Annotated in this window: 4 protein-coding genes; all 4 read right to left on the reverse strand. The window is 73.2% G+C overall.

Annotated features, from left to right (window positions below):
* Nucleotides 1–2 precede the first annotated feature (2 nt).
* Genes WMF27_RS26110 through WMF27_RS26125 form a run of 4 tightly spaced genes read right to left on the reverse strand, consistent with a single transcriptional unit; the run spans nucleotide 3 to nucleotide 17,579 of the window.
* Nucleotides 3–845, reverse strand: coding sequence for an aspartate/glutamate racemase family protein (locus tag WMF27_RS26110; RefSeq protein ID WP_437766164.1), 843 nt, complete (start codon nucleotides 843–845; stop codon nucleotides 3–5).
* Nucleotides 842–2,164: an MFS transporter gene (locus tag WMF27_RS26115; protein ID WP_437766163.1), complete on the reverse strand. Its 1,323-nt coding sequence runs from the start codon at nucleotides 2,162–2,164 to the stop codon at nucleotides 842–844. Before WMF27_RS26115 ends, WMF27_RS26110 begins: the two co-directional genes overlap by 4 nt.
* A complete protein-coding gene (locus WMF27_RS26120; RefSeq protein ID WP_437766162.1) occupies nucleotides 2,161–7,728 on the reverse strand; it encodes an amino acid adenylation domain-containing protein in 5,568 nt (1,855 codons plus the stop codon). The genes WMF27_RS26115 and WMF27_RS26120 overlap by 4 nt, the downstream gene beginning before the upstream one ends.
* The gene (locus WMF27_RS26125; RefSeq protein WP_437766161.1) at nucleotides 7,725–17,579 is read right to left on the reverse strand and encodes an aminotransferase class III-fold pyridoxal phosphate-dependent enzyme; all 9,855 of its coding nucleotides are present in this window, start codon (nucleotides 17,577–17,579) and stop codon (nucleotides 7,725–7,727) included. Before WMF27_RS26125 ends, WMF27_RS26120 begins: the two co-directional genes overlap by 4 nt.
* Nucleotides 17,580–17,940: the final 361 nt, after the last annotated feature.

The raw sequence follows: 17,940 nt of genomic DNA on the forward strand, positions 1-17,940 counted from the left end.
GGCTAGACTCCGGGATCGATGAGGGGGTGTGCGCTCGCCGGCGGCGAGGTGGCGGACGTGTCGCGACGGCTCGGGCGAGGTGCATCGACGGACGCGATAGGCGCGCCGAAGGCGAGGTCGAGCATGATCGAGGCGAGCACCTTCAGCGGGTCGATGAGCGGCACGCCCGCGTGCGACGAGATCCCCCGCATGGCGACCGACAGCTCGGTGCAGGCCAGGATCACCGCCTCTGCGCCTCGCTCGACCAGCGAGGCCGCGGCCGCGAGCTGCACCGCGCGCGCGCGCTGATGCAGATCGGAGCTCACGGCCTTGATGCCCCAGCCCGGGTCGTAGATCGCCTGCATCACGTGATTTTGCACGGTCGAGCCGATGTCGGGCGTGATCGCCTCCAGCCCGAGCCGGCGCAGGCTCCGCTGGTAGATGCCCGAGCCGAGCGTGCCGTCGGTGGCCAGCACGCCCACCTTGCGCACGCCGCCGTGCGCGCGCGCGACGTGGTGCGCGGTGTGATCGACCAGATGCACCCAGGGGACGCGCAGCTCGCGGTGCACCACGTCGTAGAACGCGTGCGCGGTGTGGCAGGGCACGACGATGAAGTCCGCCCCGGCGGCGTGCAAGCGATTGCCGTAGCGGACCAGGGCCGCCGCGCACTCGTCGGCCCGCGACTGCAGGCTGCGCGTCCGATCCGGGACGTCGGTCGCGCTGATCACGATCCAGACCGGGTGGTCGAGATCGCCCCTCGCGCCGCGGCGCGTGCCCTCGTCGATCAGGTCGCGCTCGAGCTCGACATGAGCGAGTGGCCCGAGGCCGCCCAGGATCCCAGGCACTGCGACTTGCTTCGGCTTCACAGTTCACCTCCTGCGGGGAGCGGCGCGGCCACGCCCACGTCGGGCAGGACGCGTTCGATTTCGCGCAGCGACCGGAACCGCATGGCGAGCGCCGTGGCCAGCGCCGTGGCCACGCCCGCGATCACCAGCAGCAGCGCGCTGCCCCGTCCCGGCGCGGCCCCGGCGAGCCACGCGAGCTCGCCGCTCTGCACCCGCGGCTCGAGCACACGCTCGGCCAGCACGCCCGCGACCAGGAAGCCGAGCGGCCGGAACAGACCCGCGCAGCGGCGCAGGGCGAACACCCGGCCGTGAAGATGCGGCGGGACCTTGGTCTGCCACAGGATCTGACCGCACCCGTTGGCCAGCGGGATGAAGAACAGCCCGCAAAAGCCGCTCAGCGCCATCAGCGGCGGGGTGGCGCTCAGGCCCATCGCGACCAGGAACACGCCGAGCAACGCCTGAGACCAGACCAGCCCGGCGATCCGATTGCGCGGACCACCCCAGACGCTCATCACGATGCTGCCGGCGAGCATCCCCGCGCCGGCCACGGACCGGACGACCCCGAGCACGCTGCTCGAGGCGATGGCGAGCACGATCGGCGCGCTCAGCACCTCGAGGAAGCTCAAAGCGCCGTTGAGGACGCACGACAACCCGAACAGACCGAGCAGCCCGCGCCGCTGCACCACGTACACGAGGCCTGCCAACGCGCCGTTGCCCGCCGAGCCCGGGGGATGCCCGGCGATACCGGATGTTCGGTCCGGGAAGGAACTGGACGCGATGCTGGACAGCGCGACGAGGAGGGTGAGGAGCTCGATCAGGACCACCCCCTGGAGCCCCACCAGACCGAGCAGCGCGCCGCCGAGCGCCGGGGACAGCAGTTGGGCGGTGGAATCTCCGAGCTGCACCAGGCCGCTGGCACGGCCGAGCTGCGCCGGCTGCACCAGCCGCACGGTCGCCGCGCTGAAGGCTGGCCAGTGCAGCGCGCCCACGGCCGAGCTGCCCGCAGCCACGAAGTACAGGTGCCAGACGTGCAGCTGGTCCAGCGCGAGCAGCGCGGTCACGACGACGGCGCCGACCGCCGCGCCGGCGTGGCTCACGAGCAGCGCGGTGCGCAGGCTCCAGCGGTCCACCAGCGGGCCGGCCACGGGGGACAGCAGCAGCCCCGGCAACACGCTGCAGGCGGCGATGATGGCGAGCTGCGTCGCGGACCCGGTGCGCTGGTACGCCCACACCGCGAGCGCGAAGCCCGTGAGGCCGGCGCCGAGCGCGGCCGCGGACTGCCCGACCCACATCAAGCGAAACGCGCCGGGCCCGCGGAGGACCGGAGCGCGGTGGGTCACGCCGCCACCGTCCGGTCCTGGATGGTGCGCCGGAGCACGGCCGCCACCTCGTGCACGTGCGGCAAGGTCAGCAGGGTGACGTGGTCGCCGGGCACCCAGTGGGTGGTCGCATCCTGCACCAGCGCCCGCCACCCGAGCGTCTCGTCGGACGCACGCCCTGCGCCGAGCGCGTCGTCGTCGGCGTGTCGGTCGCGCGCCCGGAACAGCAGCGTGCGCACCGGGTGGCGGCCGGCCGGGCGGTAGGCGTCGAACGCGAGCGCGCTGGCCTCGCCCACCCGCAGGTAGCGCTCGACCTGCTCCGAGCTGACCTCGACCGGCAAGATCCCGGCTTCGACCAGCGCGGCCGCGACCTGCTGCACCAGCTCCTCAGGCGCGAGCCTGGCCAGCGAGTCGACGCGCAGCGGCAGCGCGCGGCCGACGAACCGCTGGACCAGCGACAGCAGCCTGTGCAGCCGGTCGGTCCGGGTCCGGGCCACCGCGGCGGCCGCGGAGCGATGGTCGCAGGCCTCGGCGTCGAAGATCGCCAGCATGGCCACGGAGTCGCCGGCCTCGCGCAGTTGCTGCGCCATCTCGTACGCGACGTAGGCGCCGAACGAGTGTCCGGCGACGCGATACGGGCCGTGCGGCTGGACCGCGCGCAGCGCCGCCACGTTGCACGCCGCGATCTCCTCGACCGTGCGGTGCGGCTCCAGCGCTCCGTCGAGCCCGCGCGGCTGCAGCCCGTACAGGGGCTGGTCTGGGCCGAGCGCCTGCGACAGCGGATGCAGCGAGATCACGTCCATGGCCGCGCCGGGGACGCAGAACAGAGGCACGAGCGGACGCTCGCCGGAGGACGCCGGGCCGCGGGCGTGCCTGCCCACCGGAACCAGCGGAGACCAGCGCTGCGCCGCCGGGTGCGCGGCGTCCGACGGCGCGGGCACGCTCGCCTCGTGGCAGTGGCGCACGAGCCCTAGCAGCGCGCTGACGAAGCTGGCCGCGAGCGACTCCATGGTCGCGCGCGAGAACGAGCGCCCGGCGTAGCGCCACTCGATCGTCAGACGGCCGTCGAGGATCGACGCATCGATCTCGATCAGGTGGACACGCGCGCCCGATGGGCTCCGCTGCGCGCCGCACGACTCGTCGGCCAGACGCCAGCCGCTGGTCGTGGGCTGCGCGCGATCGAGCTGGCCGAAGTAGTTGAAGCGGATCGGCGCCGGGCGCGCACCGGGCAGGTCGCCGAAAGACCGCAGCACGCCGTAGCCGAGCCCGAGGTTCGGCACGGCCCGGAGCTGCGCGCGCACCGCGCTCAGCGTCTCGGCCGGGCTGGCCGCCCCGCGGAGCTCCAGGTGAACCGGGTAGACGGCGGTGAACCAGCCTACCGTGCGCGACACGTCGAGGTCGTCGAACAGGTCGGCGCGACCATGACTCTCGAGATCGACCGCGAGCGTGGTCGCGTCGTCCCCCTCGGCGAATGCGCGCGCCAGCGCGGCGATGAGCACCTCTTGCACGTCCGCGTCCGCGAGCGCGCGCGTGGCGCGCAGGCGCTCGGTCTCCCCGGCCGTGAGCGTACGGGTCACCACCGCGGTGAGCCCGGCCAGGTTGGCCTCGGCCGGGCCAGCGTCGTCGACCGGCAGCCGCTTCTCCGGCAGCGCGGGGACCTGCGACCACGTGGCGCGCTCCGCGGCGAGCGCGGCGGAGCCAGCCCACTCCCGCAGCCGCCGGCCCCACGCCTGGACCGAGCTCGTACGCGGCGGCAGCGCGATCGGCCGGCGCGCGGTGGCTTGCTCGTACGATCGCGCCAGGTCTTCGAGCAGGATGCGCCAGGACACCCCGTCGACGATCAGATGGTGGGTGGTCAGGAGCAGCCGCGCGCTTTCGCCGAGCCGGAACAGCGCGGGGGCGAACAGCGGCCCGGCCAGATCGAGCATGCGCTGGCGCGCGTCCGCCTCGGCCTCGAGCGCGCTGCGTCGCCGCTCGGCCGGCAGGTCGGACAGGTCCACGACCTCGAGCTTCACGTTGGCCTCGCGCGCGAGCGTCGCCTCGCCCGAGGGCGCGAAGCGCATGCGCAGTGCGTCATGGTGCTCCACCAGCGCCCGCAGGGCCGCGTGGAGCGCGTCCGCGTCGATGTCGCCCGGCACCTCGAGCAGCAGAGACTGGTTGTAGTGGTGGGGCTCGGGCAGCGCCTGGGCAAAGAACCAGCGCTGGATCGGCGTGGTCACCACCGGACCAGCGCCCGGCCCTGCGGACACCGGCGCCTGCGGCGCGCTGCGCACCACGCGCGCCAGCTCGGCGACGGTCTGGTTCTCGACCAGATCGCGCGGCGTGAAGTGGATGCCTCGCTCGCGCGCTCGCGCCACCAGCTGGATGCCCAGGATCGAGTCGCCGCCGAGCGCGAAGAAATTGTCGGTCACGCCGACCTGGTCGCGCCCGAGCACCCCGCACCACAGCTCGATCAGCGCCTGGTGCTCGGCGGTCGCGGCGGGCGGAGGCTCGGCGGCAGCCTCGATCGGCGCCACGCTCAGCGCTGCCCGATCCACCTTGCCGTTGGGCGTCAGCGGCAGCGCCGCCATCCAGTGCAACACGGCCGGCACCATCGGCTCGGGGAGATGGTGCGCCAGGTGGTCGCGCAGCGCGTTGGCGTCCGGCGTTCGTCGCTCGGCGGCCACGAGGAACGCGACCAGGTGGGGCCGCTGGCCGGCGCCGGCGCGCACCACCACCGCAGCCTGGCGCACGCTCGGGTGCTGCAGCAGCGCCGCCTCGATCTCCGTCAGCTCGATGCGGTAGCCGCGCAGCTTGACCTGGCCGTCCCGCCGTCCGATGAACCGCAGGTCGCCGTCGAGCGCCCAGAAGGCGAGATCGCCGGTACGGTACATCCGGGCCTCCGGATCCGGCGAGAAGGGATCCGGGACGAACCGCTCGGCCACGAGCTCGGGACGATTGAGATACCCTCGAGCGACGCCGTGGCCCGCGATGTACAGCTCTCCGATGACGCCGATCGGAGCCGGCTCGAGCCGCTCGTTCAGGACGTACAGGCGGGTGTTCGCGATGGGTTTCCCGATCGGCACGATGTCCGGCGGCTGGCCGTGCGGGACCTCGTACACGCAGCAGCCGACCGTGGTCTCGGTCGGGCCATACTCGTTGAAGATGCGCGCCTGCGGGGCCATCGTGCGGCACCAGGTCACGTGCTCGCCGAGGAGCTGCTCGCCGCCGACCACCACGACGTGGGCGCCCCCCGGCCGGACTTGCTCGCCGGACACGGCGCGGAGCGCGTCGATGTGGGCGGGAGTCAGCTTGATCGGCGCCAGGGGACGATCGCCCGACATCAGCGCCGCCAGGTGATGGATCTCGTCGCCCTCGGGCAGGAGCAGCACCGGGCGGCCCACGAGCAGCGGTGTGTACAGGCTGGTGACCGTGGCATCGAACGCGATCGACGTACTCACCGCCGAGCCGGCTCCTCGGTCCACCGCGTACGCGGTCACGCACCAGCGCAGGTAGTTCGCGAGTGCGGCGTGGCTGATGATCGCGGCCTTGGGGCGGCCGGTGGAGCCCGACGTGTACATCAGGTAGGCGGGGTCCGCCGGCGCGGCCTCGACCTCCGGAGCCGCGACGTCGTCGGAGATCGGGTCGCGATCGAGCCGGATCGCGCGCGCGGGCGTCTGGCCCAGCCGGGCGGCCAGCGCGTCGGTCGTGACCAGGCAGGCCGGCGCCGCGTCGCCGAGCATGAAGTCGAGCCGCGCAGCCGGATAGCTCGGGTCGAGCGGGATGTACGCGGCGCCGGCCTTCCAGACGCCGAGCAGGGTGGCGAGCAGGTCGGGCGAGCGTGGCAGGAGCACGGCCACCCGGTCGCCCCGGCCCACCCCCTGGGCTGCCAGATGGCTGGCGATCCGGCTGGCGCGCCGGTCGAGCTCCGCGTAGGTCCACTGCCCGGGACCCGCGACCTCTCGCACCGCGAGCGCGTGCGGCGTGCGCCCGGCCTGGCGCTCGAACAGCCGGTGAACCGGCAGATCGTCCGGATACACCTGCTCGGTGCGATTCCACGCGCGCAGGACTTGGTGTCGCTCCGCGCCGCTCAGCAGCGGCGCTTCGAGCGCCCGCGTGCGCGGCGTGAGCGCCAGCGCCTCCAGCAGTCGCAGGAAGTGCTGCGTGGCGCGGGCGATGGTCGCGGGCTCGAACAGATCCCGCCGGTACTCCCACACGCCGCGGATGCCGTCGGCGCCCTCGCTCATGGCCAGCATCAGATCGAACTTGGCGTCGAACGTCCGGTGCTCGAGGATCTCGAGGTCGAGGTCCGCGACGCCGCCCACCGCGGTCGGCGCGTTGTCGTGGATGAACATCACCTGGAACACCGGGTGGTGCGTCGGCGATCGCTCGGGCTGCAGCGCGTCGACCAGCCGGTCGAGCGGAAAGTCAGCGTGGGCGTAGGCCTCGGCCACGGTCTGCCGCACGCGGCCCCGCAGCGCTTCGAGCGTGGGATCACCGTCGAGGCGGACCCGCAGCACGACCGTGTTGACGAACATGCCGATCAGCGGCTCGAGATCCGGGTGGTCGCGAAGCGAGGCCGGCGCGCCGATCACGATGTCGTCTTGGTTCGTGTAGCGCGCCATCAGCAGCACGAAGCCGGTCAGCAGCGTGGCGAACACCGTGGCGCCGCTGGTCTGGCTGGTCCGGCGCACCGCCTCGGCCAGCGCCTGGGGCAGGATGAAGCGCGCGATCGCGCCCTGCCGGCTCGCGCCGTCCTGCTTGCGGGGATGGTCGGTGGGCAGCTCGAGCCGCGGCGGCGCGCCAGCGAGCTGGCCGAGCCAATACGCGCGCAGCTGCGCGAGCCGCTCGGGGTCGAGGCGCCGGCGCTGCCACACCGCGAAGTCGGCGTACTGCACCGGGAGCGCGGGCAGCCGGTGCGGCCGTCCCCGGACTGCGGCCGTGTACAGCTCCGCGATCTCGGCGGCCAGGATCCCGAGGGATGCGCCGTCGGCGACCAGGTGGTGCAGCGTCAGCACGAGCACGTGCTGGAGCGGCGCGGTCCGGACGATGGCGGCGCGCACGAGCGGCGGGCGGCCGAGATCGAACGGGGTCGTGGCTGACGCCGCCAGGACCCGCTCCAGCGCCGCGTCACCGTCGGCCGCTCCGCAGAGATCGATCCGGTCGACCGCGAGCGCGACGCCCTCGTGAACCACCTGCACCGGCTCGGACGCGATGGTCGAAAACGCGGTGCGCAGCACGGCGTGCCGGCGGACCACGCCGGCCAGCGCGGCCTCGATCGCGGCCGGGTCGAGCGGGCCCGTGATCCGCAGCGCGGTGCGCATGTTGTACGCCGCGCTGGCCTCGTCCATCCGGGCGAGCACCCAGAGCCGCTGCTGCGCGGGCGACAGCGGCACGGGGCCCTCCGGGGCGCGCTCGATGCGGGCGGACGCGCTGCGCGACAGGTGCTGGACGATCTCGTGCTTGCGCGCGGCCAGCGCCTCGCGCAGCGCAGGGCTCAGCCGGTCGCGCGGGGCGTCACAGCGCAGGCGGTCGTCGTGGATCGACAGGCGGATGCCCTGCGCCGCGAGATCCGCGAGGAACGTGTGCAGCGGGAGGTCGGTCATAGCTCGATTCGCTCCATGTCCTTCTGGACATCGCCGGCTGCGTCGAGGTGACGAGCGATGCCGGCCGGCGTCGGGGCCTCGAACAGCGATTGCAGGGAGATCGACACGCCGTTCGCGCGGCGCAGCCGCGTGACCAGCTGGGCGGCCAGCAGCGAATGCCCCCCGAGCTTGAAGAAGTCGTCCTCGACGCCGATCTGGTCGGTCCCGAGCAGCGCGCGGAAGTGCTCGATCACCAGCCGCTCGCTGTCCGAAATCGGCGCGGTCACCGTGCTCGCGGCACGCGGCCGCGACATCATGGCCCGCAGCGCGCCGAGGTCGACCTTGCCGCTCGCGTTCAGCGGAAGCTCGGGCATCCACTCGAAGCGGCTGGGCACCATCCACGGCGGCAGCCGGGCCTCGAGGAACGAGCGAAGCGTGTCCCCCGCGTGCCTGGCGCCGGTGAAGACGGCGACCAGGCTGCGCTGGAGCGGATCGCCGTCCGTGACCAGCGCGAGGCCCCGCTCGACCTCGGGGTGGCGCGCGAGCTCGACCTCGATCTCGCCGAGCTCGATGCGGGCGCCGCGCAGTTTGATCTGCCGGTCGGCGCGGCCGAGCACCTCGAGGCTCCCGTCCACGCGGAACCGCCCGCGGTCGCCTGTCCGGTACCCGGCGCTGGTGAACCGTGCTGCCTGCTCCTGCGGTGCGTTCAGGTAGCCGGGCGTGTCGAACGGGGGCCGGATCACGATCTCGCCGGCCTCGCCGATCCCGCACGGCTCGCCGCTGGGACCGATCACCTGCAGGCCGGTCTCCGGCAACGGCCATCCGGCTGGCTGCGGGCCGTCGATCGGCTCGGCGGGCACCCGGTAGCAGCACTTGATCATCGTGGTCTCGGTGGGCCCGTACAGGTTGGTGATCTCGGTGTCCGGGGCGACGAGGCGCCAGCGGCGCACCAGATCGGAGGTCAGCGGCTCGCCCGACAGGAATGTCAGCCGAAGCTGAGGAAGACGCGTCGCACCCTCGTCCTGTCGGAGCCAGTGCTCGGCCAGGCTCGGGACCGCGTGCACCACGGTGACGCGCGCCTGGCGCAACCACGCGATCGTCGACTCGGCCCGCGGGTCGGGCAGGCACAGCGTGGCGCCGCTGGTCAGCGGCAGGAACACGTCGCGAAGCATCGCATCGAACGACAGGCTGGTGAGCTGCGAGACCCGGTCCATTGGCGTCACGGCGAAGGTCGAGCGCTGCCAGGCCAGGAAGTGCGCGATGCCATCGCGGGTGCCGAGGATGGCCTTGGGCGTCCCGGTCGTGCCCGAGGTGTAAAAGATGGTGGCCGGCCGGTCCTGCTCCGGCTCCTGCGGGAGCTCCGCCGTACCCATGTCCGAGGACATCTCGCCGCTGACGGGATCCACCCGCAGCACCCAGGCCGCGCCGGGCGTCTCGGCCGCGCTGCCCACCAGCACCAGGCCCGGCGCGCCGTGGCCGCCCGCCACGGCCTCGCGCAGCATCAGCGCCCGGCGCGCCTCCGGCAGGGCCGCGTCGATCGGCACCAACACACGCCCGCTCAGCATGGTCCCGACCAGGCCCGCCACCAGCCCGGGACCAGGTTCGCCGGTGATCGCCACGGCCCCGCCGTCCGATCGAGCCGCGAGCGCCCGCGCGATGCCCAGCGCGCGCTCGCGCAGCCAGGCGTAGCTCCAGGTCTGCTCGCCCCGGGTGATCGCCGGCCGGTCTGGCGCGCGTTCGGCCCAGGCCAGAAACGCCTCGGTCACGGCCGGGTGTCGCGTGCGCGCGAGCGGGGCGTGCGGCTCGGGCAGCCGGGCCGCGTGCGCCGGCGCCACCAGCGTGTACCGGCCCAGCGCGCGGGTCGAATCCGCGGTGATCTGGTGAACGAGCTGCTCAAACTGGTCGGCCATGATCTCGACGCGATCGCGATCGAACAGCCGCGCGTCGTACAGCCACTTCAGCCGCAGCGCGTCCCCGCGCTGCTGCACGACCAGGCTCAGATCGACCTGCGTCGGCGCATCGACCATGTCGTCGAGCACCTCGACCGCGAGCTCGGGCAGCTCGAACGCGGCCTCGCCCAGGTCCAGGTTGAACCACGCCTGGAAGAAGGGATGGCGGCCGGCCAGGCGCGCGGGCGCGACCCGCTCGACCACGCGGCCAAACGGCGCTTGCTGGTGGGCGTACGCGCCCACCGTGACCTCGCGGACGTGGCGCAGCAGCGCCGTCGCGTCCGGGATCTGATCCAGGCGGAACCGCAGGGCCAACGTGTTGACAAAGAACCCGATGAGGTCACGGACGTCGGCGCGCGAGCGCCCCGCGGCCGGGGACCCGACCACCAGGTCGACCTGGCCCGTGAGGCGGTGGAGCAGCAGCACGAACAGCCCCAGCAGCGTCATGTACGGCGTGGTGCCCGCGCGCCGGCCCAGCGCCTGGAGCTCGCCCAGCACCTGCGCGGACAGCGTGCGGGTCAGCGTGGCGCTCTGGTCGGCATGGCTCTGCGGTCGGGGGCGGTCGCCGGGCAGCTCCAGCGCCGTGGGCGCGTCGGCGAGCTGCGCATGCCAGTACGCGAGGTCGGCTTCGAGATCGCGCGCCCGATCGGCGATCGCGTGCTCGGCATACTGCGAGGCCAGCGGCGGCAGCGGCGAGGCACGACCGGCCACGAACGCCTGGTAGAGCTGCGACAGCTCGCGCACGAAGATCCCGAGCGACCAGCCGTCGGCCACGATGTGGTGCAGCGTCGCGAGCAGGATCCACCGGTCGGGGGCCAGGCGCGCCAAGGTCGCCCGCAGCAGCGGCCCGGCGGACAGGTCGAACGGCGCGCGCGCCTCGCGCCGGATGAGCGACGAGATCTCGCGCTGCTGCTCCTCGTGGGACAGCGCGCTGAAGTCCAGCCGCGCCAGCCTGAGCGGGCGCTCCTCTCCCACGACCGCGACGACCGCGTCGTCGTCGTCCGTGACGAACGTGGTGCGCAGGATGTCGTGACGCTGGACGATCGTCCGGATCGCGCGCTCGAGCGCATCGACGTGGAGCGTGCCCGACAGGCGGACGCCGCACGGCAGGTTGTAGGCCTGGCCGGCGCCCTCGATCTGCGACAGGAACCACAGGCCTTGCTGGCCCCACGAGAGCGGGGCGCGCTCGACCCGACGCCGGGGCGCGCGCGGCCGGGCATCAGGATAGAATCCGCCGTCGCGTAGCGCGCGCAGGCTCTCCTCGACCGCGCGGACGACCACGTCGATGTCCGCCTCGGTGTGCGCGGTCGACAGGAAGCCGGTGCGGCCCTCCCAGACGTACACCCCGCGCGCGATCATGTGGTGATACAGGAGCGTGAGCTCGATCGGCTCGTACAGGTACGACACGCGCTCCTCCCGCCCGGTGGGCGCGATGCGGAAGATCGAGCCGCAACGGACGAGCTGGAGCGGCACGCCCATGACCTCGAAGCGCTCGTTCAGCGCCGCCTCGAGGCGGGAGCCCAGCGCGTCGACGCGCGCGTAGATCGTGTCGCGGTGCTCGCGCACGTGCTCGAGTACGGCCAGCGCCGCCGCCATGGTCAGCGGGTTCTTGGAGAAGGTGCCCGCGAAGAACGTGGTGCTCACCGCCGGCCCGCTGAGGTCGCCGAACGACCACTCGCCGCCGTCGATGCGGTCGAGGAAGCGCCGCGCGCCGGCGACCGCGCCGATCGGCAGCCCGCCGCCGAGCAGCTTGCCGTACGTGGCCAGGTCCGGCTCGACGCCGAACAGGCCCCGCGCACCGGCGGGATCGATCCGGAACCCGGTGATCACCTCGTCGAACACCAGCGCGACGCCTCGCTCGCGCGTGATCCGCCGGAGCTCGTGCAGGAACGCGCGCGGCTGCAGCCCCGGTCGCCGGCTCTGCACCGGCTCGACGAGCACGGCCGCCAGCTCTGCCCCGTGCCGCGCGATGATCTCGAGGGAGCGCGGATCCTCGTAATCGAGCACCAACACGTCCGCGACGAACCCCGACGCGACCCCGGGCGCCATCGGCGCCGTGCCTTCCCCTTGCGCCAGCGCCAGCGTGCCATCGAAGTGGCCGTGGTACGAGCCCTTGAACTGGACCACGCGCGTCCGGCCGGTGGTGGCGCGCGCGAGGCGCAGCGCGGTCATGACGGCCTCGGTCCCCGAGTTGCAGAACGTCACCCGCTCCATGCCCGTGAGCTCGCACAGCGCCGCGGCGACCCGGCCGGCGAGCGACGACTGCGGGCCGATCGGGAAGCCGCGCTCGATCTGCTCGTCGAGCGCGCCGCGCACGAATGCGGGCTGGTGCCCGAAGAGGTGCACACCGAAGCCCATCGCGAGGTCGATGTACTCGTTGCCGTCGACGTCCCAGATCCGGCTGCCGGCCGCCCGGGCCGCGACGATGGGATAGAGCATCTCCTTGGTTTCGAGCGTAAAACCAGCGGAAGCCCGGCGGTCGGCGAGCACCGGCCGGCAGGCCGCGGCCTGCGCCTTCGACCCCGCTGTGCGCTTCGCGTACCGCGCAACGAGATCGTCGATGTGACGGCGCTGCGCGTCGCTCAGCGGCCGCGCGTGGTGGGCGGTCGGGGTCGTGGACGCGGGCGCAGCGGCCACCCGCGGTGCGGGCGCCATGGTCACCCCCGGCGCCGATGACGCGGCCACCTGCGGCGCGGGCGCAGCGGCCTCGCTCCGCAGCAGTTCGAGCTGCTGCGTCATGATCCGCAGCTGCGCGTCGATGAGCTCTCGCACCGAGGGGTCCGCAGCCGCGCGCCGCGGCGGCACGTCCACGCGCGGGGTCGGCGCAGCGCGCTCGTCTCCGGACGACGTGACCACGGGGGCGCGCGGCTGCTCCGGCAGGCTGGCCTCGATGTGGGCCGCCAGCGCGCGCAGCGTGGCGAGCTCGCCGAAGAGCTGGTGGAGCGCCAGCCGGACGCCGTAGGTGCGCTCGATAAAGTGCCCCGTCTCGACGAACACGAGCGAGTCCGCACCCACGTCCAGCAGCGCCACGTCCACGGCCAGGGCGCTCGACTCGAGGCGGAGCTGGCCGGCGATGAACCCGCGCACCGCCTCGAGCACCGAGCCCTCGACGCCGCGTGCGGCCACGGCCGGGCTCGCCGGCTGGTCGGGTCGCGCCGGCTGGTCGGGTCGCGCCGGCTGGTCGGGTCGCGCCGGCTGGCCAGCCGGGAGGGTCGACCGCGCGGTCGCGCTCGGCCTCGGCACCGCGAACTGTCGCCTTTGCCACGCGTAGCCCGGCAGCTCCAGCCGCGATCCGCCGTGCGGAAACAGGGCGCGGAGATCGATCGCGCCGCCGCGGCCATAGCAAGCCGCGATCGCCTCGAGCAAGGTCTCGTCCTCAGGGCGCCGGCGGTGCAGGACGGCGCACAGCGTGGGCTGGGTCTTGGCGGTCGCGGCAGCGGCGACGTGTGACAGCAGCGCCGGGTGGCCGCTGAGCTCGAGCCAGGTGTCCACGCCCTGGCCGTCCAGGGTCCTGACCGCGTCGGCGAAGCGCACCGGCGCGCGCACCTGCTCCACCCAGTACGCGGGCGACGCGAGGGCCTCGGCCGCGAGCGCGCCCGTGACCGTGCTGGCGATCGGCAGCCGGGCGGGGCGCAGGTTCAGGGCACGGGCCGGCGCCTGCAAGCCGGCGAGTGCGGGCTCGATCAGCGAGGAATGGAACGCGTGCGAGACATCGAGCGGCGTGACCCTCACACCGCGGCCCGCCAGCGCCGTGGCGATCGTCTGGATCGCGCCTCGCGGCCCGGACAGCACCACGCGTTCGGGCGCGTTCAGCGCGGCGATGCACACGCCGTCCGCGAGCAACCCCGCCACCTCTCGCTCGGAGGCGGACACCGCGACCATGGCTCCGTCCGACGCCAACGCGCCGAGGGCCCGCCCGCGCTCGACCGCCCACCCGAGCGCGTCCTCGAACGACAGCACGCCCGCGGCCCAGGCCGCGGTGATCTCGCCCACGCTGTGGCCCGCCACGAGATCCGGCCTCACCCCCGCCGAAGCGAGCAGCTCGGCCAGGGCGTAGCCGACGGCGAACACCGCGGGCTGCGTGTACTCGGTGCGCTCCAGGAGGCGCGCATCCGCCGTGCCCGCTTCGGCCCACATCACGTCCCGCAGAGAGCGGGGCAGGCCCGAGATGCGGGCAAACAGCCCATCGCAGCGCTCGATCGCCGCGGCGAACACGGGGAAGCGCCGGGCGAGGTCGCGTCCCATGGCGACGCGCTGGCTTCCCTGTCCTCCGAACAGGAACGCGAGCTTGCCGGTCTCCGGCTGGCCGCTCTCGGCCGGAGCGGCTGCGTGAGCGGCCGAGGCGCCGGCGAACCGGTCGAGCGCGTCGCACAGCGCAGCGGTCGACGAGGCGACCAGGGTCGTGCGCTTGCCGAAGTGACGGCGCGCGGTCGAGAGCGTGAACGCCACGTCCGCCAGCGGCAGCTCGGGGTGGGCGCGCAGGTGAGCGGCAAGCCGCTGCGCCTGCGCCGCGACCGCTCGATCGCTCGTCCCGGACATCGGGACGAGGTACGCAGCCGGCGGACCTTCGAGCGAGCGCGCCGGCGACTCGTGCGCCGGCGCCTCCTCGATCACGACGTGCGCGTTGGTGCCCGCGAACCCGAACGAGCTCACCCCGGACAGGCGCGCGACCGCGCTCCGCGGCCAGGGCTGCGCCTCGGCGACGACCTGGAGGCCCAGACCCGCCCAGTCCACGTGGGGGTTGGGGGTGCGGAAGTGCAGGCTGGCCGGGATCTGCTCGTGCTGGAGCGCCAGCGCGGCCTTCATCAGCCCGGCGATGCCGGCCGCGGCTTCGCTGTGGCCCAGGTTGGTCTTGACCGAACCGATCTTGACCGCGCCGTACACCGCGCCGAGCGCTCGAGCTTCGATCGGATCGCCGAGCGGGGTGCCGCTGCCGTGGGCCTCGACGTACGAGACCTGCTCGGGCTGGACCCTGGCCCGCTGCAGCGCCGCGCGGATCACCGCCTCCTGGGCCGGGCCATTCGGCGCTGTCAGCCCGTTGCTGCGGCCGTCGTGGTTGACCGCGCTGCCGCGGATCACGGCCACGATGTGATCGCCGTCCCGCCTCGCGTCGGCCAGGCGCTTCAGCACCACCAGCCCGCAGCCGTCGCTGCGCACATAACCGTCGGCGTCGGCGTCGAACGCGGCCGTGCGGCCGATGGACGACAGGGCGCGCATCGCCTGGAAGCACTCGGTGGGCAGCGCCGACAGCACGAGGTTGGCCCCGCCCGCGAGCGCGACCTCGCACTCGCCGCTGCGCAAGCTCTGGCAGGCCAGGTGCACCGCGACCAACGACGAGGAGCATGCGGTGTCGATCGCGATGGCCGGGCCGACCAGGCCGAGCGCGTAGGACAGGCGTCCGGCGGCCGCGCTCGCGATGTTCCCGGTCAGCGCGTACCGCTGATCCAGGGAGCCCGCGTCGAGCAGCTCCTGCTGGTAGTCGTTGCCGCACAGCCCGACGAACACGCCGACGTTGCTGCCGGTCAGGCGCTCGGTCGCGAGGCCGGCCTGCTCCAGCGCCTCCCAGGCGACCTCCAGCAGCAGGCGCTGGCGCGGATCGAGGCTCGCAGCCTCGCGAGGCGAGATCGAGAAGAACTCGGCGTCGAAGCGATCGAAGCCCGCCAGCCGCCCGCCGTGGAGCTTCGTCTGCCCGGTCGCATCCGGCCGCGCGCCGAAAGGCGCCCCGGCGCCGCCGCGATCCGCGGGCAGCTCGGTGATCGTGTCGCGGCCGCTCGACAGCAGACGCCAAAGGTCGTCCGGGTGCTCGATGTCGCCAGGAAAGCGGCAGGCCATGGCCACGATCGCGATGCGCTCGTCCTCGGCGGGCCGCGCGAGCTGCCGGGCTGGCGAGTCCGCACCCGACAGGTGGCGGACGATCGCGTCGATGTTCGGGTAGTCCCAGGCCAGGCTGGCCGGCATACGCCGGTTGAGCCGCTGCTCGATCGCGCCCGCGAGCTCCACGCTGCCCCTGGAGTCGAGCCCGGCCTCGATCAGCGGCCGCGCCGGATCCACGTCCCGGGGCGATCGCCCGGTCCGCCGTGCCACCTCCTCGATCAACCAGCGTCGCAGCTCGTGATCGACGTGGCTCGATGGGGTCACGGGCTCGCGGTCGCCGTGGTCCGAGGCGGGCGAGGGCCCGCTGCCGCTGCGGTCGGAGGCGGGCGAGGGCTCGCTGTCGGCGAGACGCCACGTCTCGCGTGGCGACAGCGTCCCGTCCGCAATGCCCGCGCGGGTGGCCGAGCGCATCGGCTTGCCGCTCGAGGTCGTGGGCAGCGTGCGTGGCGCGAGCAGGTACACCTCGTCCAGGGCCAGATCGTGCGCCGTTGCCACGGCCCGTCGCAGCGCATCCACGACCCCGTCACTGGACGCGTCCGCGCGCACCTCCACCGCCAGGGCAACGCCCTTGTCACCGGCGGCAAACGCCACGGACGCGCGGATGGCTGGGTGCGAGGCCTGCGCGGTGTGCTCGATGTCCTGCGGGTAGTGGTTCAGGCCGCGAACGATGATCAGGTCCTTGTGACGGCCCGTGACGTAGAGCTCGCCGCCTCGAACGAACCCGAGATCTCCGGTGCGCAGGAACGGGCCTGCCTCCGGCTCGTCCGCGAGCCTCGCGCCGAACGTGCGCTGCGTCGCCTCGGTATGGCCCCAGTATCCGCCCGCCACGCTCGGACCGCGAAGCCAGATCTCCCCGACGGTCCCGTCGGGCACGCGCCGCGCGGTGTCCGGAGCGACGATGACGAGCTCGTGCCCCGCAGGCGGCGTGCCCATGGACACGAGCCGCTGGGCCGTGCCCGGGCCGGACGCCGGCTCGGCCTGGCCTCGCGCGAGCGCCGGAGCAGCCACCGCCAGCACCGACGCGCCGGCGCCGTTCTTGCCGCCGGTGGCCAGCAGCGTGCCCTCCGCCAGGCCATAGCAGGGATAGAACGCGCGCCGATCGAAGCCGAACGGCGCGAACACCTCGGCGAACCGATCGAGGGTGCGAGCGCGAACCGGCTCGGCGCCGGTGTACGCCAGCACCCAGGACGACAGGTCGAGTTGGGCGTCGGACGATGGCGACAGCTTCGCGCACCGCTCGTACGCGAAGTCGGGGCCGCCCGTGGTGGTCACGCGGTAGCGCGAGATCGCCTCGATCCAGCGCATGGGTCGCATGATGAAGTCCACCGGAGACATCAGCGTCGTCATGCCGCCCACGGCCAGTGGCTGGATGATGGCGCCGATCAGACCCATATCGTGGTACGGAGGCAACCAGCTCATCCCGTTGGTGGCCTCCGAGTTGCCGAATTTGTCGCGAATCGCGCGCGAGTTATGGGCGATGTTGGCGTGGGAGATCATCACGCCCCGCGGATCGCCGGTCGAGCCCGATGTGAACTGCAGGTACGCGAGGGCATCGGCGTCGGGCGGCTCGAGCCATCGCCCGTCCAGATCGGGCTCGTCCGGCAGCTCGTCAGTGCATAGCCACGGTCGACCCGCGAGGTCCGGGGCCGAGCTGAGCAGCGCCTGCGCCATGGAGCGGATGCCCGAGACCGTCAGCACCGCGTCGACCTCGGCCGCGCGGGCGATCGCCAGCAGCCGAGGGAGCGTCTGGGCAAGGCGGGCCGGATGAGGCGGATAGGCCGGCACCGCGATCACGCGCGCAAGCAGGCAGCCGAAGAATGAAGCGATGTAATCGAGACCGGGCGCGTGCACGAGCAGCACCTGGCGGCCCGTGAGCCCCTCGTCGGTCAGCCGGCGGGCCACCGCAGCGGCCCGGCGATACGTCTCCGCGTACGACCACTCGATCGCGCGCGCCGGGTCGCCGTCCGGCAGGAAGCGGTACAGCAGGGCCTCGGGTTGCAGCTGGAGGTGGCGAGACAGGCTCTCTACCAGGGTCTCGATCTTCGCCATATCGGATGATTCTCGTTGGAGCGGTAAGAATGAATATGTATTTTCCGGGCGCATGCAGCGACCGGAGTGCGCGAGCCCAGCGAAACAATGGGCCCAGTCCAGCCCGGCGGGGGCGTTGCATGTCCGCTCGGATGCCGTCGAGATGGCGTGCCGTTCGTTCTTGCCCGGGCGACCTCCTCCACACCGAAAGCGGTCGGGACCCCTCATCATCTACATCATCTACGCTGCCTCCGCTCGCCCCACGCCACCAGTGCAAATGTTCTTGCCCCCTGGGTAGGCGGGCGCCGGCTCGAACAGCGTTCCCCCAATTCGTCCCTGGATCCGAGGTGAGCCAGCCGAGGCCTGCCAGTTTGCAGCCTCA

Source organism: Sorangium sp. So ce281, from assembly GCF_051527395.1.
In the GTDB taxonomy this organism is placed as follows: Bacteria; Myxococcota_A; Polyangia; order Polyangiales; family Polyangiaceae; genus Sorangium; species Sorangium cellulosum_B.

Coding starts and splice junctions, on each gene's coding strand:
- WMF27_RS26120 (WP_437766162.1), bottom strand. CDS start 7,728: ATGACCGACCTCCCGCTGCACACGTTCCTCGCGGATCTCGCGGCGCAG.
- WMF27_RS26125 (WP_437766161.1), bottom strand. CDS start 17,579: ATGGCGAAGATCGAGACCCTGGTAGAGAGCCTGTCTCGCCACCTCCAG.